The organism is Arthrobacter halodurans (assembly GCF_041877255.1).
In the GTDB taxonomy this organism is placed as follows: Bacteria; Actinomycetota; Actinomycetes; order Actinomycetales; family Micrococcaceae; genus Arthrobacter_N; species Arthrobacter_N halodurans.
Map to the genome: position 1 here is coordinate 14,652 of NZ_JBHDLJ010000019.1, position 25,939 is coordinate 40,590.

Consider the following 25,939-nt stretch of genomic DNA (forward strand, 5'->3'; position numbering starts at 1 on the left):
CCCGCGTCCCGCCGCGCGCCCCCGGCCCGTCCCGGTCGGCGGCGCGCGGCGCGCGGGGAACGCTGTGCATAGACTGGCCTCCGGCGATACCCAACGACGAGGAGCGCGCAGTGGCAGAGAAGACCCCGCACCAGAACACGACGTTCGATTCCCACGGCACCGAGGCGCACGGCTACCTCGCCCTCCCGCCCGCCGGGCGTGGACCCGGCGTCATCGTGATCCAGGAGTGGTGGGGCCTGACCGACCACATCCGCGACGTCGCCGACCGCCTGGCGGCCGAGGGATTCGTCGCGCTGGCCCCCGATCTCTACGGAGGATGGATCACCCACGACGGCGACGAGGCAGGCCAGATGATGTCCCGGCTGCCGGCCGAGGAGGGCGCCCGCCTGCTGGGCGGCGCCGTCGACCACCTGCTGTCCCTCGACGAGACCACCGGGGACGCCGTGGGCGCGATCGGCTTCTGCATGGGCGGGGGCTTCGTGCTGGCCCTGGCGGCGCAGCAGGGGGACAAGGTCGCCGCCGCGGTGCCGTTCTACGGCGTCGGGCAGGCCGTCCCGGACTCGTACACGGGCGTCACGGCCGCGATCCAGGGCCACTACGGGGAACTGGACGACTTCTACCCGGCCGACAGGGCCCGCGAGCAGGAGGAGCAGATCCGCCGCGAGTCCGGGGCCGACGTCGTCTTCCACTACTACGACGCGCCGCACGCCTTCCACAACGACGACAACCCGCAGGGCAACTACCGCCCGGAGGCCGCGAAGCTGGCCTGGGAGCGGTCCGTGGCGTTCCTGCGCGAGCGCCTGGGCTAGAGCGGCACCCCCACCCACCGCGGACGCCGCCGGCGGACGCACTCCAGAGGAGGAACCACCATGTCAGGAACAGTCATCGTCGGGGTCGACGGCAGCGACACGTCGTTCAAGGCGGCGGCCCGCGCCGCGACCATCGCCGCGGGCCTGGGGGCGTCGCTGTCCGTCGTGACCGCCCACGCCAAGGACAACACCGAGGTCGTGCGCATCGGCAGCGACACCTGGATTCTGGACGATGCCGAGCAGGCCAAGAAGCTCGCGGAGAAGACCGCCGTGAAGCTGCGCGAGCTGGTCCCCGGCGCGGCCATCGATTCCGTCGCCGTCAAGGGCAAGCCCCAGGACGCGCTGGTCGGGGAGGCGTCGCGCACGGGCGCGCAGCTGATCGTCGTCGGCAACGTCGGCATGAGCGGCCTCGGCCGGGTGCTCGGCAGCGTGGCCAGCAGCGTGGCCCACTCCGCGCCCTGCGACGTGTACATCGTCAAGACCGCCTGAGTCCGCGCGCGAACAGGCCCGCCCGTCCCGCGGTCTGCGGGGCGGACGGGCCCGGGTGGCTGCGGCGCGGTCCTAGCCCTCGCGGGCGGCCTTCGCCGCCTTGTCGGCCTTGGCGGCCTTCTCCTCGGCGGCCTCGCGGACGCGCTTCTCCTCGGCGCGGACGGCGGCCATGTTGGACCGCTCCTCCTGGAGCCACGTCGGACGGTCGGCCAGGAGGGTCTCGATCTCGGCCGTGGTCAGGGCGTCGGTGATGCCTCCCCGGGAAAGCCCGGAGATCGAGACGTTCAGCTTCTGCGCGACGACGGGGCGCGGGTGGGGGCCGTTCTGGCGGAGGTCGACGAGCCACTGCGGCGGCTCGTTCATGAGCTCGTTGAGGGCGTCCCGGGTCACCGGGTTCTCCTGGAACTCCGCAGGCGCCGCCGGAAGGTAGATGCCGAGTTTCTTCGCGGCGGTCGCCGGCTTCATGGTCTGCGGGGTCTTGTGGCTCATCCCCCCAGAGTACCGGTAACGACTAGGCTGGGGCGGTGGCTGGATTGAAGATCGCGTACGTGCCCGGGGTGACCCCCGGCAAGTGGCTGGACCGCTGGCAGGACCGGTATCCCGACGCGCCCGTCGACGCGTTCCTGTACGACGCCGGCGACCCGCTCGCGCTGCTGGCCCAGGGGCGCGCGGACATGGTGTTCGTGCGCTTCCCGGACGGGGCCTCCCCCGCGGGTCCCGCGACGCACGTCATCCCGCTCTACGACGAGCTGCCCGTGGTTTGCGCGCCCCGCGACCACGACGTCGAACTCTACGACGACGAGGTCCCGCTCGCCGACGTCGCGGACGCCCGCTTCCTGGATCTCGCGGACTACCCGCCCGAGGCCGGCGGGGCCGCGATGGCCGTGGAGGTCGTCGGCACCGGGGCGGGATTGCTGGTGCTTCCGATGTCGGTGGCCAAGCTCTACCGCCGGAAGGACGTGGTCCACCGCGTGCTCTCCGGGGCGCCGGTGACCCGGATCGGCCTCGCCTGGAACCGGCCCGCGGGCGACGACCCGGAGAACCCCCTCATCGTGGAGTTCGTGGGCATCGTGCGCGGGCGGGCGGCCAACTCGTCCCGGCAGCCCTCGGTTCAGGAGCGCCAGCAGGAGGAGGCCGCGAAGGCGCTCAAGAAGCGGCAGTCCGGCGCTGCCAAGGCGGCGGGCGCCGCGGCCAAGTCCGGCGGCAAGTCCGGCGCCAAGGGCGGTCCGCGCGGCACGGCCCGCTCCGGGCGGACCGGAGGTCCGCGCAAGTCCGGCGGCGGCGGGCGCGGACGCCGCTAGCCGAGGTTTTCGCGGTCCGCCCGCCACGGATAAGGTGCCCGCTACGGACAAGGTGCCCGCCCCCGAGGGGGCGGGCACCTTGTCCGCGGAGCGTTCCGGCCGGGGGGGCGGAGTTAGCCGATCGAGGCCAGCGCGAAGATCGCGGCGGCCAGGCCGAAGCCGACGAAGCCGATGAGCGTCTCCAGCACGGTCCAGGTCTTCAGCGTGGTCTTGACGTCCATGTTGAAGAAGCGGCCGACGAGCCAGAAGCCGGAGTCGTTGACGTGCGAGGCGATGACGGAGCCGGCGGCGACGGCGATGACCATGGTGGCCAGCTGCACCTCGCTGAGCCCGGCGGCGGCGACGGCGGGGGCGAGCAGCCCCGCGGCGGTGGTCAGGGCCACGGTCGCCGAGCCCTGGGCGATGCGCAGCACGCCGGCGATGATGAACCCGGCCAGGATCAGCGGGACGCCGAGGTCGCCGAGCACGTCGGCCAGGGCGTCGCCGATGCCGGAGGCGCGCAGCACGCCGCCGAACATGCCGCCGGCGCCGGTGATCAGGATGACCGAGCAGACGGGCCCGAGGGCCTGTTCCATGACCTGCTCGATCGCCGACTTGTCCATGCCGCGGCGCATGCCGAGGGCGACGGCGGCGACGAGCAGCGAGATGAGCAGGGCGACGGGGGTCTCGCCGATGGTGCGCAGGATCTGGTACCAGGCGGCGTCCTCGGAGCCCTCCGGGAGTGCGCCGGCCGCGTTGAGCGTGTTCAGCCCGGTGTTGAGGAAGATCAGGACCAGCGGCAGGAGCAGGACGCCCACGACGGTGCCGAAGCGGGGCGGGTTGGCCTCGTGCGCGGCGTCGGCCTGGCCCAGGATGTTCGGGATCGGGAGGTTCCACTTCTTGCCGGCCCACTTACCGAAGAGGTAGCTGGTGACGTACCAGGTGGGCAGCGCCACGACGAGGCCGATCAGCAGCACGTAGCCGACGTTCGCCTCGAAGAATTCGCTCGCGGCCACGGGGCCCGGGTGCGGCGGCACGAAGATGTGCATCACGGAGAAGGCGCCCGCGGCCGGCAGGCCGTAGAGCAGGACCGATCCGCCCAGGCGGCGGCCGACGGCGAAGACCACGGGCAGCATGACGATGAGCCCGGCGTCGAAGAAGATCGGGAAGCCGAAGATCAGCGAGGCGACGCCGAGGGCGAAGGGCGCGCGCTTCTCGCCGAAGGCCCGGATCAGGTGGTCGGCGAGGACCTTGGCGCCGCCCGAGACCTCGACGATGCGTCCCAGCATCGCGCCGAGGCCGACCAGCAGTGCGACGGCGGCGAGGGTCGACCCGAAGCCCTGGGTCAGGACGGACACGACCGAGTCGGCGGGGATGCCCGTGGCGAAGGCGGTGAGCAGGGAGACCAGGATCAGCGCGACGAACGCGTGCATCCGCAGCTTGATGATGAGGAACAGGAGCGCGAGGATCGCGACGGCGGCGATGCCGAGCAGCGGTCCGGCGCCCAGGGTTTGGGTCCAGCCTTCGATGGTCATGTGTTCTCCGTAGGGCGGTCGGGGTCGGTCAGCGCAGGCCGAGCGCCGCGAGGGCCCGGTCCGCGAGGTCTTCGGGGGTGGAGTCGTTGGCCAGCGTCAGCCCGTCCTCGCCGGCGCCGAGCGGCTCGAGCGCCTGGAGCTGGCTGGGCAGGAGGGTCTCGGGCATGAAGTGCCCGGACCGGTGCCGCATGCGCTCGGCGACGAGCGCCGGGTCGCCCGTGACGTGCACGAAGCGCACGACGCCGGAGGCCTCGCGCAGGAGGTCGCGGTAGCTGCGCTTGAGTGCCGAGCAGGTGACGATGCTGCCGCGGCCGGACGCGGCGTTGTCCGTCATCCAGTCGCGGATCGCGCCCAGCCAGGGCCAGCGGTCCTCGTCGGTCAGGGGCGTGCCGGAGGCCATCTTGGCGATGTTGGCGGCGGGGTGGAACTCGTCGGCCTCGGCCACGGGGCAGTCCAGGCGCTGTCCCAGCAGCGCGGCCAGCGTGGTCTTGCCGGATCCGGAGACGCCCATCACCACCAGATGGACGGGGGCGGGCGCCGGGTTCGATGGTGCCATGGCAGATCTCCTGAAAGGACGTCGTTGGCCTGGAGGCGGGGTGGCGCATCCGGTACGGAAAAGATAACACCTTTAACGGCGCAAAGGTAGTACCTTTTTGGTCCGCAGCGCGGGCGCGCTGGCTAGGATGAAGGCATGCAAATGCCCGCCGGCGCCGAGGTGCTCCAGGAACCCATCGTCGAGGCGCTCGGCCGGGAAATCGTCGACGGGGTGCTCGCCCCCGGGGACCGGCTCACGCTGGAGAGCCTGCAGGCCCGCTTCGGCGTTTCCCGCACGGTCATGCGCGACTGCATGCGGGTGTTGGAGTCCCTGCGGCTGGTCTACCCCAAGCGCCGCCTGGGCCTGGTGGTGCAGGAGCCCCGGTTCTGGGCGCCGTACGATCCGCGGGTCATCCGCTGGAAGCTCGCCGGGCCGGGCCGCGAGCGCCAGTACGCCGAGCTGACCGAGCTGCGCATCGCCGTCGAGCCGCTCGCCGCGGCCGGCGCCGCGCGCCGGGCGGACGCCGCGGCGCGGGAGCACGTCCTGCGGCTCGCCGCGGACCTGCGCCGCTGGGGCGAGGCGGGGGACCTGGAGGCGTTCCTGAAGGTGGACATCGAGTTCCACCGCCTCCTGCTGACCTCCAGCGGCAACTCGATGTTCGCGGCGCTCGGCGGGGTCGTGGAGGAGGTCCTCACGGGCCGGACGCGGCAGGGGCTGATGCCGTTCAACCCCCGCCGCGAGGCCCTCGAGGAGCACGAGGCCGTGGCGCGGTCCGTCGCCGCGGGCGACTCCGCCGGCGCCGAGCGGCACATGCAGCACCTCGTCGACGAGGTGCGCGCTGCGCTCGAGGCCGATCTGGGCGACGCCTAACCCGCTACTGGAACAGCTGGGCGACGCGCGCGAGCGTCTGGGTCACCCCGTAGGCCAGCGGGACGCCGACCAGCAGCCAGCCGAGCGCCAGCCGGCCGGCCGCCGTGTTGGTGGGGACGTCGTGGCGGTCGGGGCCGGCGTGGGCCGCGGATCCCGGGGATGCGGCCATGTCAGGCCTCCTTTGCGAACTCGGGGACGGGGGTCTTCTCCGGCTCGTGGAACTTCCGGTCCACGGGCTTGATGAGCAGGTTGGCGGCGAATCCGACGACGAGCAGCGCCACCATGGTCAGCAGCACCGGCTGGTAGTTCTCGGCGCTGAGGGTGCCGGGCTTGCCCTGGGCGTCCAGCATGCCGTTGACGATCATCGGCCCGGCGATGCCCGCGGCGGACCAGGCCGTGAGCAGGCGCCCGTGGATCGCGCCGACCTGGAACGTGCCGAAGAGGTCCTTCAGGTAGGCCGGAGCGGTGGCGAAGCCGCCGCCGTAGAAGCTGATGATGACGAACGCCAGCAGGATGAACAGGAACCGGTTGGTCCCCCCGATCAGGGCCAGGCCCACGTAGAGCAGGGCGCCGACGCCGAGGTAGACCATGTAGATGTTCTTCCGGCCGATGAGGTCGGAGGTGCTGGACCAGGCGAAGCGGCCCGCCATGTTGCCGATCGACAGCAGGCCCACGAAGCCGCCGGCGACCGCCGCGCTGACCGCGGAGACGCCGTCGTCCGCGCGGAAGAAGTCCTGGATCATCGGGGAGGCCTGCTCGAGGATGCCGATGCCCGCCGTGACGTTCAGGAAGAGCACGGTCCACAGCAGCCAGAACTGCCGGGTCTTGATGGCGTTCGACGCCGAGACGTTGTTCCGCGTGACCAGTCCGGAACGCTTGGCCATCGACGGGTCCCAGCCGTTGGGGCGCCACCCCTCGGCGGGGACGCGGATGCTGAAGACCCCGTACATCATGACCACGAAGTAGACGATGCCCAGCGTGAGGAAGAGTTTCGCGACGGAATCGCCGCTGGCCACCCAGCCCTGCGCGCCGGACTCCGGGTCGAAGCCGCGCAGCAGCTGCGTGGACATCGGGGACGCGATCATGGCGCCGCCGCCGAAGCCCATGATGGCCATGCCGGTGGCCATGCCCGGCCGGTCGGGGAACCACTTGATGAGCGTGGAGACCGGGGAGATGTAGCCGATGCCAAGGCCGATGCCGCCGAGGAAGCCGTAGCCGACGTAGACCAGCCACAACTGCCCGGTGGAGATCCCCAGCGAGCCGACCAGGAAGCCGGCCGCCCAGAAGCACGCCGCCGCGAACATGGCCTTGCGCGGTCCGCTGCGCTCCACCCAGGTGCCCATGATGGCGGCCGACAGGCCCAGCATCACGATCGCGATGGAGAAGATGACCCCGATGGCCGTCTGGCTGGTCTGGAAGTGCTCCACGAGCGACGTCTTGTAGACGCTGGTGGCGTAGGCCTGCCCGATGCACAGGTGCACGGCCAGCGCGGCCGGCGGGATGAGCCAGCGGTTGAAGCCCGGAGGGGCGACGGAATGTGAACGGTCAAGCCAGCCCAAGGGGGCCTCCTCGTGGTCGGGGTGGTCGGTCGCGGCGCCGGCCCCGCCCGCGGGGCCTGGGATCGTTGCCTCCAGCAAGTGTGGTGCCTCTCACAGTACATGCGGACGCGGATGGCGCGCTCGGGTCCGCCCGCCGAGGCGTCGCGGCCGCGGTGCCGATAGGTTAGATGCCATGCGCATTCCCGACTCCCAGCCCTTCGTCCCCGTCATCCTGGGCGGCGACATCGGCACGTACTCGCTGGCCCGCGAGTTCCACGAGGCCTACGGCGCCGTCTGCGCCGCCGTGCCCGCCGGGTCCAACGGCGTGCTCGAGCACTCGGTGGCGATCGACGTCCGGCCCGCCGGGACCATGGTGGACGAGGACGCCGTCGTCGCGCACCTGCTGGAGCTGGCGCGCGAGCTGACCGCGGACGGCGCGAACCCCCGCCCGCTGCTGCTCTGCGGCTCGCTCGACCTGCAGGTCATGCTGATCACGCGCCACCGGGCGGCGCTGGAGCCGTGGTACACCATCCCGTACGTGCCGTTGGCGACCATGGAGCGGGCCGCCCTGAAGCAGAACTTCTACGCGCTGTGCGACGAGCTCGGCGTCCCGCACCCGCGCACCCTCGCCTACCGGACGGACGCCCACCCGCAGCCGCTCCCGGACGACCTGCCCTTCCCGCTGATCGGCAAGCCCGCGGACAGCTCCGCGTGGGTCCGCGCGAAGTTCGCCGGCAAGCAGAAGATCCACACCATCGCCGACCGCACGGAGCTTGGGGACCTGCTGGACCGGATCGCCGCCTCCGGCTACGGCGAGCCGTTCATCCTGCAGGAGCTCGTTCCCGGCGGGGACACCAACATGCGCCTGTGCACCTACTTCTCCGACCGCTCCGGCACGGTGCGGTTCGCCGGCTACGGCGAGGTCGTCGTCGAGGAGCACGCCCCGATCGTGCTGGGGAACTCCGCGGGCATCGTCACGGCCGTGAACGAGGAGGTCATCGAGCAGGGGCGGCGCGTCCTCGAGCACCTCGGCTGGACGGGCTTCGCGATGTTCGACGCCAAGCTGGACCCGCGCGACGGCGTCGTCAAGTTCTTCGAGCTCAACCCGCGGCTGGGCCGCAACCACTTCTACCTGACCGCCGCGGGGCACAACGCGGCCCGCTTCTACGTCCGCGAGTACCTGGGCGAGGGGTACGACGCCGGCGCGCGCCCGGGGAAGGCCGCCGCCGGTGCCGCCGCCGTCCCCCCGGCGGGCGCCGGCGCGGGAACCAACGCGGGCACGATCGCCGGCACCACGGTGGCGGGCGCGGGCACCGGCCCGGAGATCCTGCGCGAGGAGGTCCTCTACACCGTGCTGCCGCTGGCGCTGCTGCGCCGGCACCTGCGCGGCCCGGTGGGGGAGAAGGCCGCCCGGCTGATGCGGGCCGGACGGGTCGCGAACCCGTTGCGCTACCGCGCCGAGCGGCACCCGCGGCGGCTGCTGTACATCGCGCTGAGCTCGCTGAACCAGTTCCGGAAGTTCCGCCAGTACCCGCCGCGCGAGGCGTAGCCCCGGCGGGTCCGCCGCCGCTCTGGCATGCTGGAGCCCACACGACGTCGAAGGAGCACACCATGGACTGGGGAACGTACACAACGCTGGCGGTCGAGGCCGACGGGCCCGCCCTGGTGGTGACGGTCGACCGGCCGCAGGCGATGAACGCGCTCGCCGGCCAGGTCGTCGACGACCTGCTCGCGCTCACCGGCGTCCTGGCGGGGATCGGCAGGGACGGCGACTGGCCCGTCCGCGGGATGATCCTGACGGGCGCCGGCGCCAAGGCGTTCGTCGCGGGGGCCGACATCCGCGAGATGTCCGCCATGGGTGCCGATGAGGCCGAGGCGTACGCGCGGCGCATGCACCAGGTCACCCTCCGGCTCGAGGCCCTGCCCGTGCCCGTGGTCGCCGCGGTGAACGGCTTCGCGCTGGGCGGCGGCTGCGAGCTGGCGATGGCCTGCGACTTCATCTACGCCTCGGCCAACGCGAGCTTCGGCCAGCCGGAGGTGAACCTCGGGCTGGTGCCGGGCTTCGGCGGCTCCGTCCGGCTGCAGCAGCGGGTCGGCGTGGGCCAGGCGCGGGAGCTGATCTACACCGGGCGGCGCGTCCCGGCGGACGAGGCGCTGCGCATCGGGCTGGCCAACGCCGTGTTCCCCGACGCCGAGGCCCTGATGGCCGCGGCGAAGGCCACGGTTGCGGAGATCGCCACCAAGGCGCCGACCGCCGTCGCCAACGCCAAGTCCGCCCTGAACGGGATCTACGGGCTCGACGTCGAGGCCGGCCTGGAGCTCGAGGCGCGCAGCTTCCACGAGGCGTTCACCACCGAGGACTCCGTGGCCGGCCGCGCGGCGTTCCTGGCCAAGGAGACGCCCGTCTTCCCGGGGCGGTAGCCCGTGACCGCCCCCGCGGCGCCGCCCGGCACGCACCGCTACGGCCCCGCCCCCAGCCAGTACGCCGAGCTCTACCTGCCGGCCGCGCGCACCCGTCCCGGCACGGCGGTCCTCGTCCACGGCGGCTACTGGCGCGCCCGGTACGACGCCGGGCTCGGGCGGCCGCTGGCCGCGGACCTGGCCGCCCGCGGCTGGGTGGCCTGGAACCTGGAGTACCGGCGCACCGGCGGCCCGGAGGGCGACCGCGGCGGGTGGCCGGAGACGTTCGAGGACGTGGCGGCCGGGATCGACCTGCTGGCCCCCGTCCTCGGGTCCCTGGGGCTGGAGCCGGGACCCGTCGTCGTGGTGGGCCACTCGGCCGGCGGCCACCTCGGCGCCTGGGCGGCGGGGCGGCACACCCTGCCCGCCGGCGCCCCCGGTTCCGGCCCCGCCGTGCGGCCGGCGGGCGTGGTCAGCCAGGCGGGCGTGCTGGACCTCGCCGAGGCCGGGCGCCTCGGCCTGAGCGACGGGGCGGCGCGGGAGCTGATGGGAGCCGACCCGGAGCGCGACCCGGAGCGCTGGGCGCTCGCGGACCCGGCGCGGATGCTGCCCATCGGCGTGCCCGTCGTGGCGCTCCACGGCGACGCCGACGACGCCGTCCCGGACGCGCTGTCCCGGGGATACGCGCGGGCCGCCCGGGCGGCGGGCGACCCCGCCCGCTTCGCCTGGATGCCGGGGGACCACTTCGCGCCGATCACCCCGGGCACCGCGGCCTGGGAGGCCTGCGTGGACGCCCTCTCCGAGCTCACCGGCGCGCGCCGGGACCGGCCGGGCGCTGCGCCGGGACGGCCCCGCGGCCGCGGCGGCGCCGCCCGACCGGTATATTGAGTTCACCGCGTCAACACCGAGGGTGAGGTTGAGTTGTGCTGACAGTCATTGGTGAGGCCCTGGTAGACGTCCTGTCCGGCGGCATGTCCGCCCCGGAGAGCTACGTCGGCGGTAGCCCCATGAACGTTGCCGTCGGGCTGGCCCGGCTCGGCCATCCCGTCACGTTCGTCGGCCGCTACGGCGACGACGGCTACGGCCGCATGATCCACGAGCACCTGCGGGCCAACGACGTGCAGGAGGTGCTGCCGCCGGACGGCCTGCCCACCAGCACGGCCCGCGGCGTGCTGGATCCCGTCGGCGCCGCCACCTACGACTTCGACCTGGTCTGGGACCTGTCCGGCTTCGAGGCCGTCGCCCCGCGCGCCCTCGACGACGCGCAGCTGCTGCACACCGGCTCCATCGCCACCATCCTGGAGCCGGGCGCCACCACGGTGCTGGAGGCGGTCCGCCGCGCGCGCCCGCACGCGACCATCTCCTTCGACCCGAACGTTCGCCCCAGCTTCATGGAGGACCACGGCGAGGCGGTGGCCCAGGTCGAGCGCTTCGTGGAGCTCAGCGACGTGGTTCGCGCCAGCGACAGCGACCTCGAGTGGCTCTACCCGCACCGCAGCGTCGAGGAGACGTGCCAGACCTGGCTCGAGCTGGGCCCGGCGATGGTCGTCGCCACCTACGGCTCCCGCGGTCCCTGGGGCCTCGTGGCCGGGGGCCCGGCCCGCGCCGAGGCGCCCGTGGTCGACGTCGTTGACAGCGTCGGGGCCGGCGACTCCTTCATGGCGGCCCTGCTGTCGGCCCTGGTGGACCGCGAGCTGGTGGGTTCCGCACACCGCGGGGACCTGCACGCCCTGACGCCGGGCCAGCTGGGCGAGATCCTCTCCTACGCCGCGCGCGCCGCGGCCGTGACCGTGTCGCGTGCCGGCGCGAATCCGCCGTACCGCCACGAGATCCCGTAGCCGGGCAGCCCGGAGAACCCATGCGCCTGATCGCGAGCGACCTCGACGGCACCATCCTGCACCCCGACGAAACGATCTCCGCGCGGACCGTGCGCGCGTTCCACGCGGCGCGCGACGCCGGCGTGGAGATCGTGTTCGTCACCGGCCGGCCGTTCCGCTGGCTCGGGCCGGTGCGCCGGGCGTTCGGGCACCTCGGCACGGTCATCTGCTCCAACGGGGCGCTCGTGTACGACCTCGAGGCCGAGCTGGTGCTCGACGCCAAGACGCTCGGGACCGGTGCCGTCCGCGACGCGCGGTCCCTGATCCTCGGGCTCGAGCCCGGGGCGCGCTTCGCCGCGGAGACCACCCGCGGCCTGTACCTGGAACCGGACTTCGTCGACGACGTCGGGCACCACCTGCTGGAGGGCGTCGTCCCGGCCCGCTTCCCGATGCGGCGCCTCGGCGAGGAGGGCGTGGTCAAGTTCATGGCCAAGTCCCTGCGCTACACGGCCGACGAGTTCCTCGAGGCGGTCCACCCGGCCGTGGGACACCTGGTGGCGGTCACGCACTCCGCCCCCGGCGTCGCGATGCTGGAGATGGCGCGCCCCGGCGTGAACAAGGCCGTCGCGCTGGAGGTCTACGCCGCGGGGCGCGGCATCGCCGCCGAGGACGTCGTGGCGTTCGGCGACATGCCGAACGACGTCGAGATGCTCGGCTGGGCCGGGCACGGCTACGCCATGGGCTCCGGACACGCGCTGGCCAAGGCGGCCGCGGGGCGCGTCGCCGGGAGCCTCGCGGACGACGGCGTCGCGCGCGTCCTCGAGGACCTCCTCGGGGCACGCGCCGCCCGGCGGCCCTAGCGGCGCGTCCACGCGGGGAAGGCGGTATCATCTGCCCCGTGAGATCCCATCGCGCCGCGGACGTCCCCTTCCTGCGGCAACCGCTCACGGACCCGCCAGCCCCGGCTCCGGGACCCGGCTCCGTTCCGGCGCCCTGGCCGCTGGCCTTCGCGCACCGCGGCTTCGCGCCGCGGGGCGAGGAGAACACCATGGCGGCGTTCCGCGCCGCCGTCGGGCTGGGCTTCCGCTACCTCGAGCTGGATGTGCGCGCCAGCCGCGACGGACGGCTCATGGTGTTCCACGACGAGACCCTGGACCGGGTGACGGACGGGTCCGGCCGGCTGGGCGACCACGCGTTCGGCGAGCTGCGGCGGCTGCGCGTCGCCGGCAGGGAGCCGATTCCCGCCTTCGAGGAGCTCTTGGCCGAGTGGCCGGATGTGCGGCTCAACGTGGACGTCAAGGACGCGCGCTCGGCCGCGCTGCTGGCCCGCGCGGTGGCCCTCCACGGGGCGCAGGACCGGGTGCTGGTCGCGTCCTTCGCCGACTCCAGGAGGCGGCGGCTGCTGCGCGAGCTCGGCGTGCCGATCGCGACCAGCGGCGGCGCGCCGACGATCGCCCTGGCGACGTTCCTCGGCCCGCTCGGGCTGATGCCCGTCCTGCGGCCGCTGCTGCGCGGCGTCGCGGCCCTGCAGGTCCCGGTGCGCCACGGGTCGGTGACGGTGGTGACCCCGGGGTTCGTGCGCCGCGCCCACGCGGCCGGGCTGCATGTGCACGTGTGGGTGGTGGACCGGCCCGACGAGATGCACCGCCTGCTGGACCTCGGCGTCGACGGGCTGATGTCGGACCGCGCCGACGTGTTGGCGGCGGTGATGGCCGAGCGCGGCTGCTGGCCGCAGCGCCCCCTCGACCGCGGCGCCGACCGGTCCGGCGCGCCCTGACCGGGGGTGCTCAGCCCAGGACCGGCCGCGTCAGCTCCGCCAGCGGACGCAGGGCGCGCGGCGCGTACCGGGCGACGTCGGCGTCCGCGGCGCCGGCCAGGATGCGCATCCACGTGCCGTGCTCCCGCAGCCGGCCCAGGCGCAGGGCCGGTTCCACGTAGGGCCGCAGCTCGTCCACGGTGCCGTACTCGCCCCACCGCTCCAGGTAGGCCGCGACGACCCGTGCGACGCGCGGGTCCGCGGGCGTGGTGCGCAGCTCCGCGCACATCTCGCGGACGGGGACGCCGAGCGAGGAGAACGGGTGGGCCCAGTACGCGCCGCGCAGGCCGGTGAAGCGCAACGGCTCGCCCGCGGCGGTCGGCACCAGCGCGGCGCCGCGGCGCAGGTCGTGGTGGTCCAGGCTCAGCGGGACGGGCCCCGCGGCCAGCAGGCCGCACATGCGCCGGACCTCGGACATGCCGGAGCGCAGCCCCGCCGCGTCGTCCTCGGCGAGGCGGAGCGGATGTCCCGGGGGCAGGGAGGCGTGCAGCGCCACCTGGTCCTCGACGTGGGCCGGCAGCCACGCGGGATCCAGCTGCAGCAGGCCGGCGTCGAACAGCTCGTCACCGAAGGGCAGGAGGTCCAGCTGCACGCGCGCGAAGTCGCGGACCAGGCGGGTCCAGGACCGTTCGTCGGCCGCCGGCAGCGGCCGCAGGGCCTGCCCGTAGTCGGGGGAAAGCATCCACCCCCTCGGGGCGTCGACGGCCAGCGGCATGACCAGCTGCGCGGGGGCCAAGGCGGCGGCCGCGGAAGCCACGGAGGCCTCGGCGAGCTGCCCGGGGCAGTTGGCCCTGAAGACCAGCGGGCCGTGGTCTGTGGGGACCCCGATCTCGGTGGACCACAGGTGCGTCCCGCGGGGCTCGTAGGGCCCCGCCGGCCCCAGCCCGTAGGAGGCGAGCACGCCGGAGATCCACTCGTGGGCCGCGGCCCTCCAGCGTTCGGTTTCCCACTCGTCGTTCCACGCGGCCATCCGGCCATCCTAGCGTCCGGGCCGGGCGGGACCCCGGCGCCGCTAGCCGAGCTTGCTCGGCTGCGTGCCCTCGTCCTCCGGCGCGTCGGTCGGCTCGGTGCCGCGGACCCGCGCGATCGAGGTCATCGCGTGGAAGATCACCAGGGTCGCGGCCGTGCCCAGCGCGATCCCCCCGAACTGCATCCCGCCGACCGCCAGCGTCGGGTTGGAGATCGCGATGATGAGGCCCGTGCCGGCGGTCATCAGGTTGATCGGGTTGGAGAAGTTCACCCGGTTCTGCACCCACAGGCGTGCGCCGATGATGCCGATCATGCCGTACAGCACGATCCCGGCGCCGCCGCTGACCCCGGCCGGGATGGTGTTGATCAGCGCGCCGAACTTGGGCAGGAAGGCGACGAGGATGGCCACGGTGCCGGCCACCCAGTAGGCGGCGGTCGAGTAGACGCGGGACGAGGCCATGACGCCGATGTTCTCGGCGTAGGTGGTGGTGCCGGAGCCGCCGCCGAAGCCGGCGAGGACCGTCGCGGCGCCGTCGGCCATGAGCGCGCGGCCGTTGACGTCGTCGAGCGGGCGGTTGGTCATGAGGGCCACGGTCTTGACGTGGCCGATGTTCTCGGCGACCAGCACGAACACGACCGGGATGAACAGCGCCAGCACGTCGAGGTGGAACTCGGGGAACGCGAACGGCGGCAGGCCGACCCAGCCGGCCTCGCCCACGGAGTCGAACCGGACCTGGCCCTGGGCCAGCGCCACCAGGTAGCCGACGACGATGCCGACCAGGATGGACAGGCGCCCCAGCAGGCCCCGGAACAGCACCGCGGACAGGACGATCGCCCCGACCGTGGCGAAGGTGGTCAGCGGCACCTCCTCGATGGCCGCCGTCGTGGTCGTGGCCAGGTTCAGCCCGATGAGCGCGACGATGGTGCCCATGACGACCGGCGGCATCAGGGCGTGGATCCATCCCGTGCCGGCCTTCTGGACCACCAGGCCGACGAGGAACAGGGCGACGCCGGAGGCCACGATCCCGCCGAGGGCGCCGGCCATCCCGTGGGCGCTCATCGAGGCCATGACGGGCGCGATGAACGCGAACGACGAGCCCAGGTAGCTGGGGACGCGGCCGGCCGTGATGATCAGGAACAGCAGCGTGCCGATGCCGGAGAACAGCAGCGTGGTGGTCACGGGGAACCCCGTGATGGTCGGGACCAGGACGGTCGCCCCGAACATCGCCATCACGTGCTGGACGCCGATGCCCGTGGTCTGGAACCAGTTCAACCGTTCGTCGGGCGCGACGACGGTGCCCGGGCGGATGGTCTTGCCGTCGCCGTGCAGGGTCCAGCCGAAGCCGAGGGGGTTGCTCATGGGGGCCTTCCGGGAGGGGTGCTGGGCAGGGGCGGCGGCGCGGCGCCGCGGTGGCGGCCCGTCCGGAACCCTCACGGAATCCTACTCCGCCCGCGCCACGGCCCACCGCGGTGACCCGAAGGCCGCCCCGGAGCCTCCGGGGTCGCCATCGGCTTCGGTCTGCGCGAAGAACAGCAGCTCGTGCCGCGCGGACTCGACGAAGGCCCGGCGCATGTCCGCGACCTCGTCCTCGCGCGCACGCAGCGCCACTTTCTGGACGACGGCGACGGCTTCGCGCGTCGCCCGGTCGAATTCGACGGAGGAGTAGGCCGCGAGCCAGTCCGCGTACGGGTGCCCGTCCCGGTGGGCGGCGGCGAGCCGGGAGCCCGTGTCCTGGTACAGCCAGAAGCACGGCAGGATCGCCGCGACGAGCACCGGGTACGTCCGCCCGGAGGCCGTGAGGTGGTTCAAATAGGCGGCCGTGGTGGCGCTCGGTTCGGGCGGCGGGCCGGAGCCGAGCCGCGTGCGGTGCAGCTGCAGCTCCTCCTCGAGGCAGCCGGCGGCCGCGGAGGCCCAGAACCGCTGCTGTCCGGCGTCCGGCGCCAGCGCCGAGGCGCGGGACAGGGCCTGCGCGTAGGTGCGCAGGTACAGGGCGTCCTGCCGGAGGTAGTGCTCGAAGTCCGCGCGGGCCAGCGTCCCGTCCTTGAGCCCCCGGACGAACGCCAGCGCGTCGATGTCCTCCCTCACGCCGGCGATCGCGTCCCACCACGTGTCGACCAAAGCCGCCGGGGACGGCGGCCGCTCCCCGGCCCAGAGGCCCGCGAAGTGGTGGACCGGCCCGTGGCCCGCGTCCGAGCCGACGTCGAGCGCGTCCGCGTCCGCCAGGGCCCGGCCGAGCCACGCCTTGCCCAGCCGCAGGGCATCCGGCCAGCTTCCCGTCCGCGCGTACAGCGTCGCGAGCGCGGAGGACAACGAGCAGCCGGTCCCGTGGGTGTTCCGGGTGTTCGCCCAGTCGGCCACGACCTCCAGCACGACGCCGCGGGAGTCCACGAGCGCGTCGGGGCAACCGCCGCGGCGGTCGGCGAGGTGGCCGCCCTTCGCCAGCACCAGGACCCCGTACTCGGCGGCCACGGCCCGCGCCTGCGTCAGGGCCCGCTCCCACGACGGGGCGGTCGGTTCGCCGGCCAGCACGGCGAGTTCGGCGAGGTTGGGAGTCACGACGTCGACCATGCGGAGCAGCGCGCGCAGGGCGGCGTCGGCGTCGGCGGCCAGCAGCCGGTCCCCGCTGGTGGCGACCATCACGGGATCCAGCACCACCGGGACCCGGGGGAGGGTCCGGAGCCAGCCGGTCACCGCGCGGATGGCCCCCGCGGTGCCGAGCATGCCGATCTTGACCGCGTCGACGCGGACGTCCTCGGAGATGGCCGCCAGCTGGGCGGACAGGAATTCCGCCGGCGGGATGTGCACGCCGGTTACGCCGCGCGTGTTCTGCGCCGTGAGCGCGGTGATGGCGGCCATGCCATAGCCGCCGCACGCCGCGATCGACTTGAGGTCCGCCTGGATGCCGGCGCCGCCGGAGGGGTCCGAGCCGGCGATGGACAGGATGTTGGGGACGGCGCTCACGCGCGGGTCCCCAGCCGGAGCGCGGCCGACGCCGCGTCCCACTCCGCACGCAGGGAACGGGCGGCGGCCGCGGGGTCGTCGGCCGCGCAGATCGCGCGGACCACGGCCATGCCGGCGGCCCCGGCGTCCGCCACGGCCGCGGCGTCGCCGTGCCCCAGCCCGCCGATGGCCACGCACGGCAGGGGAGCGGCGGCGGCGAACTCCGCCAGTCCGACGAAGCCGAGGGTATCGGGGTGGTCCGGCTTCGTGGGAGTGGGCCGCACCGCGCCGGTCCCCAGGTAGGAGACCGTCCCGGCCGGCATCGCCGCGAGCGCGGCGAGCTCGGCGGGCGTGCCGGCGCTGAGGCCCAGGATGGCGCCGGGCCCCAGCAGCCGCCGCACCAGCGGCGCGGGGAGGTCCGACTGCCCGATGTGTACGCCGTCCACGCGCACCCCGGCGGCGCGCGCGGCCAGGTACACGTCGACACGGTCGTTGACGACGAGGGCGGCGCGCCCGGCGGTGTACGCGGCGCAGGCGGCGACGTCGTCCAGGAACGCCCGCGCGGGGGCGTCCTTGCGGCGCAGCTGGACGAAGGTCGCTCCGCCCTCGACCGCCGCCGCGACGATCTCCGCCAGCGGTCGACCGTTCGCGCTGTCCCCGTCGGCCACCAGGTAGAGCCCCAGGTCGAAGGCGTGGTGACCGAAGCGGGGCCGCCCCGGCCCGTCCCGGCGGGAGGCGTCCGCGGCGCTCACCGCAGCACCGCCCGCCCGGCGAGCTCGTCCGGCGTCGTGCCGGACAGCGCGTCCAGGAACGCGACGGCGAAGCTGCCCGGCCCGGAGGAGGCCGCGTCCGCGGTCTCGGACGCGACGGCGTAGAAGGCGTGTGCCGCGACCGTGCCGGCGAACGGGTCGCGGGACACCGCGCAGAAGGCCGCGACGAGCGCGCCCAGCGCGCAGCCGCCGCCCGTGACGCGGGTCAGCGCCGCGCTGCCGCCGTGGACGCGGACCACGCTGCCGCCGTCGGTGATCAGGTCCACGGCCCCGGAGACCGCCACAACGCCGCCCGTTCGGCGGGCCAAGGCCGTGGCCGCCTCGCCGGCCGCCTCGACGCCGTCGGTCGCGTCGACCCCACGGCCTCCGGCGCCGCATCCCGCGAGGGCCATGACCTCCGAGGCGTTTCCGCGCACGACGCCGGGACGCAGCTCGACCAGCAGGCGGGCGAAGTCGGTGCGCAGCCCCAGGGCGCCGACCGCGACGGGGTCGAGGACCCACGCGGTGCCGGCCTCGTGAGCCGCCCGGGCGGCCTCCACCATGCCCTCGCGCTGCGCGCGGTGCGGCGTGCCGAGGTTCACGAGGACGCCGGAGGCGATGCGCGCGAACCCCCCGGCCTCGCCGGGGACGTCGACCATGGCCGGCGAGGCCCCCGCGGCGAGCAGCACGTTGGCCGTGAAGTTCGCGACCACGGTGTTGGTCAGGCACTGGACGAGTGGCGCCGTGGCGCGGACCCGCGCCAGGCTCTCCGCGGCCAGCGCGGGGGAGACGGGTGGTGGAACAAGGTGTGAAGGCGCACGGGAATCCATGGGCGACATCCCTCCGCTAGTGCTAGCTAGATCAGGTGAGTACGGGTGTTATCTCAGTCCTGGCCGGCGGCCGGGACACCCCGAGTCGATGTGAGGGAGCCTAGCGGCAGAGGGTCGCCCTCGGCGAATGTTGCGTCCCCGTCAGGGGATCAGGGAGTCGATGAACTCCAGCTTGTCCAGCACGGCGTCCGGGATCGCGAAGGGGTAGAGGTCGTTGGCCCCCATGCTGCGGTTCACCTCGTTCAGGGCGACCGACAGCGGGAGCCACGCGTCCAGGACGACGTCGCGGAAGGAGGCGCTCCCGTCCGCGGCCCCCGCGGCCGGGGCGCCCGGGGCCAGCCCGTGCTCGCGCGCGGTGTCCAGCGTGTCGCGGATATGGAGGTAGTGCGCGAACGTCTCCGCGAAGTCCTCGTAGGGGTGCATGGTGGCGTAGCGCGAGATGTGGCGCTCGGGCCAGCCCTCCGGGGCGCCCTCCGCGTAGTGCCGGTCGATCTCCGCCTGGTAGTCCTTGGTGTCGTCGCCGAAGAGGGCGCGCGCGGCGCGCGTCCGCTCCCCGTCGGCGAACACGAGCACGGTCTCGAAGTAGTGCCCGACCTCGTGGCGGAAGTGGCCGAGCATGGTGCGGTAGGGCTCGTCGAGCTGCGCGCGCATCCGCTCGCGGTACGCGTCCTCCGTCTCGGCGAGGTCGATGGTGATGACGCCGTCGGCGTGGCCGATGACCACGTTCGCGTCCGCGCTGGAGAGCAGGTCGAACGCCAGGCCCCCCTGGGGATCCTCCGACCGCGTGACGATCGGCAGCCCCAGCGCGTCCAGCTCGGCGATCAGCCGGCGCTTGGCGCGCTCGCCGTCCACGAACTGGGACAGGCCCGCGGCGTCGGCGTCGTTCGGCCGGGTGCGGGTCAGGCCGCAGCCGAAGCACTGGCCTCCCTCCCGGTCCGCCAGCCACGTGCAGCCGGAGAGCCCGAGGTTCCGGCAGACGTGCCAGGACTTTCCGTCCCGGTCGACGTACGCCCCGCTCGCGTCCAGCGGAACGATGGCGCGCTCCTTCCGGGAATACCGGAGGTCGGACCCGCAGCCCGCGCAGCGGGAGTTCTCGAAAAACAGGGCGGAGCGGCAGTTCCTGCAGGCATGTTTCTTCACCCCCAGAGCCTACCGGGGTTCCCGTGCCGTGCCGGTTCCGTCCGGTGCCCTGCCGGAGCCCTGCCGGAGCCCTGCCGGTCCCGTCCGGCGCCGCCGCATGGCGGCGGCAACCGGGCGCGGCTACTGTCGATGTATGGGTATCTTCTCCGGCCGCAGGGCCCCCGCCGCGCCGGCCGCGCCCGCCGTCCCGTCCGCCGAGGAAACCGCCGTCCCGTCCACCGACGCGGCCGCCGCGGGAGCCCCCGGGCCGCGGGTCAACGAGACCGTCGGCCGGCTGCGCGACTCCGCCGACTCCCGGCTGGCGCATCCCCGCCGGTTCCGGGCGGCCCAGCTGCGGGCGCTGGAGCGGCTGCTGGAGGAGCACGCGCAGGACGTCCTCGACGCCCTCGCCGCGGACCTCGGCAAGCCCGAGGTCGAGGCCCGCCTGTCCGAGCTGGACCTGGTCCGCGCCGAGATCGACCACGCGCAGCTCCACCTGACGGAGTGGATGGAGGCCCGGCACGTCCGCGTGCCGGTGGCGTTCCAGCCCGCGTCGGCGAAGGTGGAGGCGCAGCCGCTGGGACTGGTGCTGATCATCGGCCCGTGGAACTACCCCGTCCAGCTCGTCCTCTCCCCGCTGGTCGCCGCGCTGGCGGCCGGCAACTGCGCGGTGCTCAAGCCCTCCGAGGCGGCCCCCGCGAGTTCCGCGCTCCTCGCCCGCCTGGTGCCCCAGTACCTGGACGCGCGGGCGGTGGCGGTCGTCGAGGGCGGCGCGGAAACCAGCCAGGCGCTGCTCGCGCAGCGCTGGGACCACATCTTCTACACCGGCGGGGACCGCGTGGGCCGCATCGTGGCCGAGGCGGCGGCGCGCCAGCTCACGCCCGTGACCCTCGAGCTGGGGGGCAAGAGCCCCGCCGTCGTGGTGGACGGCAGCTACGCGGCGATCGCGCGGCGGCTGGCGTACGGGAAGTTCCTGAACGCGGGCCAGACCTGCGTGGCGCCGGACTACGTCCTGGCCGTCGGGCCGGCCGCCGCGGAGCTGGAGAAGCACCTGCCCCGCGCCATCAACGCTTTCTACGGCAAGGACCCGGCCAAGAGCCGCGACTACGGGCGGATCGTCAACCGCGGCCACTTCGACCGCCTGGCCGGCTTCCTGGACGCCGCCGCGCAGGGGCCCGGGACGCTGGTCTCCGGGGGCGGGCGCGACGCCGAGGCGCTGTACATCGAGCCGACCGTGCTGGCGGGCGTCGACGTGGAGTCGCCGCTGATGCGCGAGGAGATCTTCGGCCCGATCCTGCCGATCATCCGCGTGGAGTCCTTCGACGCCGCGGTGCGCTTCGTCAACGCGCGCCCCGCGCCGCTGGCGGCGTACCTGTTCAGCGAGAAGCCGCGGCTGCAGTCCGTGTTCGAGGACCGGGTCCGCGCCGGCGGCATCGGGCACAACGTGTGCAACGCCCACCTGGCCGTGCCGGGGCTGCCCTTCGGCGGCGTGGGGCCCTCGGGCATGGGCAACTACCACGGCAAGTACGGCTTCGAGACGTTCAGCCAGCTGCGGCCGGTGCTGTCCAAGACGGCCATGTTGGACACCCTGAAGGCCGTCTACCCGCCGTACGGCTGGGCCAAGACGAAGGTGCTGCGCAAGCTGATGTAGGTGTGTCCAGCCTCACGGGCGGGACGGGAACATTCCGTGGATGCATGCGGTTGAATCTATTGAAAGATCAACGGTGCTGTTCGCCGCATCCCCCATGCCAAGGAGTTCCCCCATGACCACCACGGTTCTCACCCTCGTCGGATCCCTCCGCAGCGGTTCCACCAACATGCAGCTCGCCGAGGCCACGGCCGCGAACGCCCCCGAGGGCGTCGACGTCAACGTCTTCCCCGGCCTCGCGGACCTGCCCTTCTACAACGAGGACGTCGACGTCGAGGGCCGCGTCCCCGCCTCCGTCACCGCCCTGCGCGAGGCCGCCGGCTCCGCCGACGCGCTGCTGCTGGTCTCCCCGGAGTACAACGGCACCATGCCCGCGGTGCTGAAGAACGCCATCGACTGGCTGTCCCGCCCGTTCGGCGCCGGCGCCGTGTCCGGCAAGCCGGCCGCCGTCATTGGCACGGCCTTCGGCCAGTTCGGCGGCGTGTGGGCGCAGGACGAGGCCCGCAAGGCCGTTGGCATCGCCGGCGCGAACGTCCTCGAGGACGTCAAGCTGTCCATCCCGAACTCCCTGGTGCGCTTCGCCGAGACCCACCCGAAGGACGACGCCGAGGTCGCCGGCCAGGTCGCCGAGGTGCTCGCCGGCATCCGCGCCGCCGCCGAGAAGAACTAGGCGCCGGCGGCCGGCGCCGGAACCCGGCGCCACCGGGCCGCGACGGCCCGGCGCAGCACGAGGGACCCCGTCCGCGGGGTCCCTCGTTCCGTCTGCCGCCCGGGAGAGCGTCAGCCAATGACTGAGTCGACCAGCGCCTTCGCCTCGGCCTGCACCTGGGCCAGGTGCGCGGCCCCCTTGAACGACTCGGCGTAGATCTTGTACACGTCCTCCGTGCCGGAGGGGCGGGCGGCGAACCACGCGCTTTCGGTGGTGACCTTCAGCCCGCCGATGGCGGCGCCGTTGCCCGGCGCCTCCGTCAGCTTGGCGGTGATGGTTTCGCCGGCCAGCTGCGTGGCCGTCACGTCCCCGGCGGAGAGCTTGGCCAGCGCCGCCTTCTGCCGACGGTTGGCCGCCGCGTCGATCCGGGCGTAGGCCGGGGCGCCGAACTCAGCGGCCAGGTCGGCGTACCGGCGGCTCGGCGAGGCGCCGGTGACGGCCTGGATCTCCGAGGCGAGCAGCGCCAGCAGGATCCCGTCCTTGTCCGTGGTCCAGGCCGAGCCGTCGAACCGGACGAAGCTGGCGCCCGCGGACTCCTCGCCGCCGAACACCCCGGTGCCGTCCAGCAGGCCCGGGACGAACCACTTGAAGCCCACCGGCACCTCGACCAGCTTGCGGCCCAGCGACTGCGCCACGCGGTCGATCATCGACGAGCTGACCAGCGTCTTGCCGACGCCGGCGTCGGCCGGCCACAGCGGGCGGTGCCGGTAGAGGTAGTCGATCGCCACCGCCAGGTAGTGGTTCGGGTTCATCAGCCCGGCGTCCGGGGTGACGATGCCGTGCCGGTCGGCGTCGGCGTCGTTTCCCGTGGCGATGTCGTAGGCGTCGCCGCCGTCGCGCACCGTGGCGATCAGCGACGCCATCGCCGACGGCGAGGAGCAGTCCATGCGGATCTTCTCGTCCCAGTCCAGCGTCATGAAGGCCCAGCGCGGGTCCACGGTCGGGTTGACGACCGTCAGGTCCAGCCGGTGCCGCTCGCCGATCGCCCCCCAGTAGTCCACGGACGCCCCGCCCATCGGGTCGGCGCCGATGCGCACGCCCGCGCCGCGGATGGCGTCGATGTCCAGCACGGACGGCAGGTCGTCGACGTATGCGGACAGGAAGTCGTAGGAGCCCACGGTATCCGCCGCCTTGGCCTGGGCCAGCGGCACGCGCTTCACGCCCGCCAGGCCCGCCTCGAGCAGTTCGTTCGCGCGGTCGGCGATCCAGCCCGTGGCGTCGGAGTCGGCGGGGCCGCCGTGCGGCGGGTTGTACTTGAAGCCGCCGTCCGAGGGCGGGTTGTGCGAGGGTGTGATGACGATGCCGTCCGCCTGCGCGCCGGAGCCGCCGCGGTTGTGGGCGAGGATCGCGTGGCTGACGGCCGGGGTCGGCGTCCACGCGCCGCGTGCGTCCAGCAGCACGTGGACGCCGTTCGCCGCGAGGACTTCCAGGGCGGTGTCCTGCGCCGGGTCGGAGAGCGCGTGGGTGTCCTTGCCGACGAAGAGCGGCCCGGTGATGCCCTGCCCGGCGCGGTATTCGACGATCGCCTGCGTGATCGCGGCGATGTGGTTCTCGTTGAAGGAGCCGTTCAGCGACTTGCCGCGGTGCCCGGAGGTCCCGAACGCCACCCGCTGGTCGGGATCCGCCGGATCGGGGGCTAGGTCGAAGTACGCGCTCAGCACGGCGTCGACGTCGATGAGGTCCTGGGGTAGGGCGCGGGTGCCCGCTCGGTTCTCGGCCATGGGTACAGCTTCGCAGATCGGGCCGCGCTTGGCGCCGCCGCGTGCAACATTTCCTCGCCCTAGACTGGAGGAAAACGACGCCGCGGTGCGGAAGGAGCAACATGGGCAGCGAGCAGGACCGGCCGTTCAACGACCCGAAGCACCCGTCCTGGTCCACCGTGCCCGGTCCGGAGCCGACGAATCCCCCGGCCGGGTACCCCGCCGTGGGCCATCCGGCGGCCGGCCATCCGGCGCCCGGCTATCCGGCTGCCGGCTATCCGGCGGCCCCGCCGAAGACGCTCAGCATCGTCGCCCTGGTGTTCGGCGTGGTCGCCGTCGCGACGGGGGGCTTCCTCTTGGTCCCGCAGCTCGGGGCCGTGGTGCTGGGGCACATCGCCCTCCGCCGGGAGCCGGAGGGCCGCGCGATGGCGATCGCCGGGCTGGTCATGGGCTACCTGGTGATCGGGCTCTGGCTCCTGTTCATCCTCGTTGTGGGCCTGTTCCTCGGCGGGATCGCCTCCACCAACTGGAACGCCGCCAACTAGGCCCGGGTGCCACGCCCACGGCTGCTGCGACCGTTGCCCGTCCCGCCGCCCGTCCCGCCGACACGGCCGAGGCCGGGTGCGGCGCGCCGGTGGACGCGCCGCACCCGGCCTCGCCGGACCGATTGCTCGGTGGTTCCTACTTCACGCCGCCCATGAGGCGCTTGAGCGCCGGGGCGGACAGCGCCAGTGCGACGCCCAGCGCGATCGAGGTGGCGCCGAGCGCGACGAAGTACGGGACCTCGTTGCCCTCGGTGTAGTAGCCGGCGAGGATGCCCGCCAGCGTGGTGCCGAGCGAGACCGACAGGAAGAACAGCGCCACCATCTGGGTGGTGAACGCGGCCGGGGCCAGCTTGGTCGCGACGGACAGCCCGATGGGGCTCAGCAGCAGCTCCGCCCAAGTGCACAGCAGCAGGATCCCGACGAGGGCGAGCAGCGGGGTGGTTTCCAGCGACTCGAGGGGGATGAAGATCAGGTACGCGATGCCGATGATGACCAGCGCGCCGCCGAACTTCAGGGCCGTCGAGGGCTGGCGGGTGCCCATCCGGGTCCACAGGGCCGCGAAGACCGCCGCGAAGACGATGATGAACACCGGGTTGATCGACTGGACCCACGACGCCGGCATCTCCCAGCCGAAGAGGTTGCGGTCCAGCCGCTCCTCCGAATAGACCGCGATGAACGTGAACTGCTGCTGGAACAGGGCCCAGAACGCGGCGGAGGCGACGTAGAGCGGGATGAAGGCGGTGACGCGCTTGCGCTCGATCCCGCTGACCTTCCGCGAACCGAGGATGACGACGAAGTAGGCGATCGACGCGGCGATCACCACGTAGGCGATGGTCATGGCCAGGTTCTCGGTGGTCACGACGCCGGTGGCGAACAGCGCCGCGACGACGGCCAGCGCGGCCGCGGCGGCGAGTGCGTAGCGCGAGCGCAGGTTCGCCGGCAACGGGTTGGCCACGTGCTGCGTGGCCTCGGGCAGCCGGCGCCGGCCGGCGGCGTAGACCGCGAGCCCGATGGCCATGCCCACGGCCGCGGCGCCGAAGCCGACGTGGAAGCCCAGCTCCTGCTGCAGCAGGCCGGTGAGCAGCGGGCCGAGCAGCGCGCCCGCGTTCACGCCCATGTAGAAGATGGAGAAGCCGGCGTCGCGGCGCGGGTCCTTCTCCTCGTAGAGGCTGCCCACGAGCGAGGACGCCGTGGCCTTGAGGCCGCCGGACCCCACGGCCACGAGGATCAGGCCGATCGCCAGGCCCGTTCCGCCGGGGATCAGCGCCAGGGCGATGTGGCCGGACATGATCATGATGGCCGTGTAGAACAGCACCCGCTCCGGGCCGAGCACGCGGTCGGCGATCCAGGCTCCGAAGATGGTGCTGAGGTACACGCCGCCGCCGTACGCGCCGACGAGGCTCAGGGCCAGTCCCTGGTCCATGCCGAGGCCGCCCTCGGCCACGGAGAAGTACATGTAGTAGGCCAGGATGGCCTGCATGCCGTAGAAGGAGAAACGCTCCCACATTTCGACGTTGAAGAGCGTGGACAGCATTCGGGGGTGCCCGAAGAACGTCTTTTCGGCTCGTGGCCGAGTCTGGGTGGTGGTGGTCATTTACACGATTTTCCCGTCAAGGACGAGAGAATGCCCACTTAAGTGA

General features: G+C 73.4%; 26 protein-coding genes. 13 read left to right on the forward strand and 13 right to left on the reverse strand.

Annotated elements, in window-relative coordinates:
- Nucleotides 1–110: 110 nt before the first annotated feature.
- The gene (locus tag ACETWP_RS16390) at nucleotides 111–809 is read left to right on the forward strand and encodes a dienelactone hydrolase family protein (RefSeq protein ID WP_373973345.1); all 699 of its coding nucleotides are present in this window, start codon (nucleotides 111–113) and stop codon (nucleotides 807–809) included.
- A 60-nt stretch (nucleotides 810–869) separates the two neighbouring features.
- Nucleotides 870–1,298, forward strand: a complete 429-nt coding sequence (locus ACETWP_RS16395) for a universal stress protein (RefSeq protein WP_373973346.1) — start codon at nucleotides 870–872, stop codon at nucleotides 1,296–1,298.
- Between the two features lie 72 nt (nucleotides 1,299–1,370).
- Here the strand turns inward: ACETWP_RS16395 and ACETWP_RS16400 are convergent, their stop codons facing one another.
- On the reverse strand, nucleotides 1,371–1,787 hold the full coding sequence (locus ACETWP_RS16400) for a DUF5997 family protein (protein WP_373973347.1): 417 nt from the start codon (nucleotides 1,785–1,787) through the stop codon (nucleotides 1,371–1,373).
- Between the two features lie 35 nt (nucleotides 1,788–1,822).
- On the opposite strand from ACETWP_RS16400, the gene ACETWP_RS16405 reads away from it, so the two are divergent.
- Nucleotides 1,823–2,599: a substrate-binding domain-containing protein gene (locus tag ACETWP_RS16405; protein WP_373973348.1), complete on the forward strand. Its 777-nt coding sequence runs from the start codon at nucleotides 1,823–1,825 to the stop codon at nucleotides 2,597–2,599.
- A 113-nt stretch (nucleotides 2,600–2,712) separates the two neighbouring features.
- Here the strand turns inward: ACETWP_RS16405 and ACETWP_RS16410 are convergent, their stop codons facing one another.
- Nucleotides 2,713–4,113: a GntP family permease gene (locus tag ACETWP_RS16410; RefSeq protein WP_373973349.1), complete on the reverse strand. Its 1,401-nt coding sequence runs from the start codon at nucleotides 4,111–4,113 to the stop codon at nucleotides 2,713–2,715.
- A gap of 28 nt (nucleotides 4,114–4,141) precedes the next feature.
- Complete coding sequence (locus ACETWP_RS16415; protein WP_373973350.1) at nucleotides 4,142–4,669, reverse strand: gluconokinase; 528 nt, start codon at nucleotides 4,667–4,669, stop codon at nucleotides 4,142–4,144.
- Nucleotides 4,670–4,804: 135 nt separating this feature from the next.
- On the opposite strand from ACETWP_RS16415, the gene ACETWP_RS16420 reads away from it, so the two are divergent.
- The gene (locus ACETWP_RS16420; RefSeq protein WP_373973351.1) at nucleotides 4,805–5,518 is read left to right on the forward strand and encodes a FadR/GntR family transcriptional regulator; all 714 of its coding nucleotides are present in this window, start codon (nucleotides 4,805–4,807) and stop codon (nucleotides 5,516–5,518) included.
- Nucleotides 5,519–5,522: 4 nt separating this feature from the next.
- On the opposite strand, the gene ACETWP_RS16425 is transcribed toward ACETWP_RS16420, so the two are convergent.
- Together ACETWP_RS16425 and ACETWP_RS16430 are read right to left on the reverse strand one after the other, a co-directional pair.
- Nucleotides 5,523–5,687 carry an MFS transporter small subunit gene (locus ACETWP_RS16425; protein ID WP_373973352.1) on the reverse strand — a complete coding sequence of 55 codons (165 nt, stop codon included), beginning with the start codon at nucleotides 5,685–5,687 and terminating at the stop codon, nucleotides 5,523–5,525.
- Nucleotide 5,688: 1 nt separating this feature from the next.
- Entirely contained in the window at nucleotides 5,689–7,077 is a 1,389-nt protein-coding gene (locus ACETWP_RS16430) for an OFA family MFS transporter (RefSeq protein WP_373973397.1), read from the reverse strand.
- A 172-nt stretch (nucleotides 7,078–7,249) separates the two neighbouring features.
- Here ACETWP_RS16430 and ACETWP_RS16435 point away from each other — a divergent pair, with 172 nt between their 5' ends.
- The 6 genes from ACETWP_RS16435 to ACETWP_RS16460 all read left to right on the forward strand — a co-directional run bounded on the left by ACETWP_RS16435 (nucleotide 7,250) and on the right by ACETWP_RS16460 (nucleotide 13,050).
- A complete protein-coding gene (locus ACETWP_RS16435) occupies nucleotides 7,250–8,605 on the forward strand; it encodes a carboxylate--amine ligase (RefSeq protein WP_373973353.1) in 1,356 nt (451 codons plus the stop codon).
- Nucleotides 8,606–8,667: 62 nt separating this feature from the next.
- Entirely contained in the window at nucleotides 8,668–9,477 is an 810-nt protein-coding gene (locus ACETWP_RS16440; RefSeq protein ID WP_373973354.1) for an enoyl-CoA hydratase/isomerase family protein, read from the forward strand.
- Nucleotides 9,478–9,480: 3 nt separating this feature from the next.
- Nucleotides 9,481–10,344: an alpha/beta hydrolase family protein gene (locus ACETWP_RS16445; protein WP_373973355.1), complete on the forward strand. Its 864-nt coding sequence runs from the start codon at nucleotides 9,481–9,483 to the stop codon at nucleotides 10,342–10,344.
- Between the two features lie 35 nt (nucleotides 10,345–10,379).
- Entirely contained in the window at nucleotides 10,380–11,294 is a 915-nt protein-coding gene (locus ACETWP_RS16450) for a carbohydrate kinase family protein (protein ID WP_373973356.1), read from the forward strand.
- A gap of 20 nt (nucleotides 11,295–11,314) precedes the next feature.
- Complete coding sequence (locus ACETWP_RS16455; protein ID WP_373973357.1) at nucleotides 11,315–12,133, forward strand: HAD family hydrolase; 819 nt, start codon at nucleotides 11,315–11,317, stop codon at nucleotides 12,131–12,133.
- A 38-nt stretch (nucleotides 12,134–12,171) separates the two neighbouring features.
- Nucleotides 12,172–13,050 carry a glycerophosphodiester phosphodiesterase family protein gene (locus ACETWP_RS16460; RefSeq protein WP_373973358.1) on the forward strand — a complete coding sequence of 293 codons (879 nt, stop codon included), beginning with the start codon at nucleotides 12,172–12,174 and terminating at the stop codon, nucleotides 13,048–13,050.
- 10 nt (nucleotides 13,051–13,060) lie between these two features.
- Here the strand turns inward: ACETWP_RS16460 and ACETWP_RS16465 are convergent, their stop codons facing one another.
- From ACETWP_RS16465 to ACETWP_RS16490, 6 genes are all read right to left on the reverse strand, one after another.
- Nucleotides 13,061–14,059 (reverse strand): hypothetical protein, encoded by a 999-nt coding sequence (locus ACETWP_RS16465; RefSeq protein ID WP_373973359.1) that lies wholly within the window; start codon nucleotides 14,057–14,059, stop codon nucleotides 13,061–13,063.
- A gap of 42 nt (nucleotides 14,060–14,101) precedes the next feature.
- A complete protein-coding gene (locus tag ACETWP_RS16470) occupies nucleotides 14,102–15,418 on the reverse strand; it encodes a uracil-xanthine permease family protein (protein WP_373973360.1) in 1,317 nt (438 codons plus the stop codon).
- 81 nt (nucleotides 15,419–15,499) lie between these two features.
- Nucleotides 15,500–17,020 (reverse strand): bifunctional hydroxymethylpyrimidine kinase/phosphomethylpyrimidine kinase, encoded by a 1,521-nt coding sequence (gene thiD / locus ACETWP_RS16475; RefSeq protein WP_373973361.1) that lies wholly within the window; start codon nucleotides 17,018–17,020, stop codon nucleotides 15,500–15,502.
- Nucleotides 17,017–17,751: a thiamine phosphate synthase gene (gene thiE / locus ACETWP_RS16480; protein WP_373973362.1), complete on the reverse strand. Its 735-nt coding sequence runs from the start codon at nucleotides 17,749–17,751 to the stop codon at nucleotides 17,017–17,019. Before thiE ends, thiD begins: the two co-directional genes overlap by 4 nt.
- Nucleotides 17,748–18,578: a hydroxyethylthiazole kinase gene (gene thiM / locus ACETWP_RS16485; RefSeq protein ID WP_373973363.1), complete on the reverse strand. Its 831-nt coding sequence runs from the start codon at nucleotides 18,576–18,578 to the stop codon at nucleotides 17,748–17,750. The genes thiE and thiM overlap by 4 nt, the downstream gene beginning before the upstream one ends.
- A 141-nt stretch (nucleotides 18,579–18,719) precedes the next feature.
- On the reverse strand, nucleotides 18,720–19,718 hold the full coding sequence (locus ACETWP_RS16490; RefSeq protein WP_373973364.1) for a zinc-binding metallopeptidase family protein: 999 nt from the start codon (nucleotides 19,716–19,718) through the stop codon (nucleotides 18,720–18,722).
- 133 nt (nucleotides 19,719–19,851) lie between these two features.
- Between ACETWP_RS16490 and ACETWP_RS16495 the strand changes: the two genes are divergently transcribed.
- Complete coding sequence (locus ACETWP_RS16495; RefSeq protein WP_373973365.1) at nucleotides 19,852–21,348, forward strand: aldehyde dehydrogenase family protein; 1,497 nt, start codon at nucleotides 19,852–19,854, stop codon at nucleotides 21,346–21,348.
- A 112-nt stretch (nucleotides 21,349–21,460) separates the two neighbouring features.
- Nucleotides 21,461–22,015, forward strand: coding sequence for an NADPH-dependent FMN reductase (locus ACETWP_RS16500; RefSeq protein WP_373973366.1), 555 nt, complete (start codon nucleotides 21,461–21,463; stop codon nucleotides 22,013–22,015).
- A 110-nt stretch (nucleotides 22,016–22,125) separates the two neighbouring features.
- Here ACETWP_RS16500 and pgm read toward each other — a convergent pair whose 3' ends face one another.
- Complete coding sequence (gene pgm / locus ACETWP_RS16505) at nucleotides 22,126–23,775, reverse strand: phosphoglucomutase (alpha-D-glucose-1,6-bisphosphate-dependent) (RefSeq protein ID WP_373973367.1); 1,650 nt, start codon at nucleotides 23,773–23,775, stop codon at nucleotides 22,126–22,128.
- Nucleotides 23,776–23,876: 101 nt separating this feature from the next.
- Between pgm and ACETWP_RS16510 the strand changes: the two genes are divergently transcribed.
- Nucleotides 23,877–24,299 (forward strand): DUF4190 domain-containing protein, encoded by a 423-nt coding sequence (locus ACETWP_RS16510; protein ID WP_373973368.1) that lies wholly within the window; start codon nucleotides 23,877–23,879, stop codon nucleotides 24,297–24,299.
- 136 nt (nucleotides 24,300–24,435) lie between these two features.
- Here ACETWP_RS16510 and ACETWP_RS16515 read toward each other — a convergent pair whose 3' ends face one another.
- Entirely contained in the window at nucleotides 24,436–25,893 is a 1,458-nt protein-coding gene (locus ACETWP_RS16515) for a peptide MFS transporter (protein WP_373973369.1), read from the reverse strand.
- Nucleotides 25,894–25,939 lie beyond the last annotated feature (46 nt).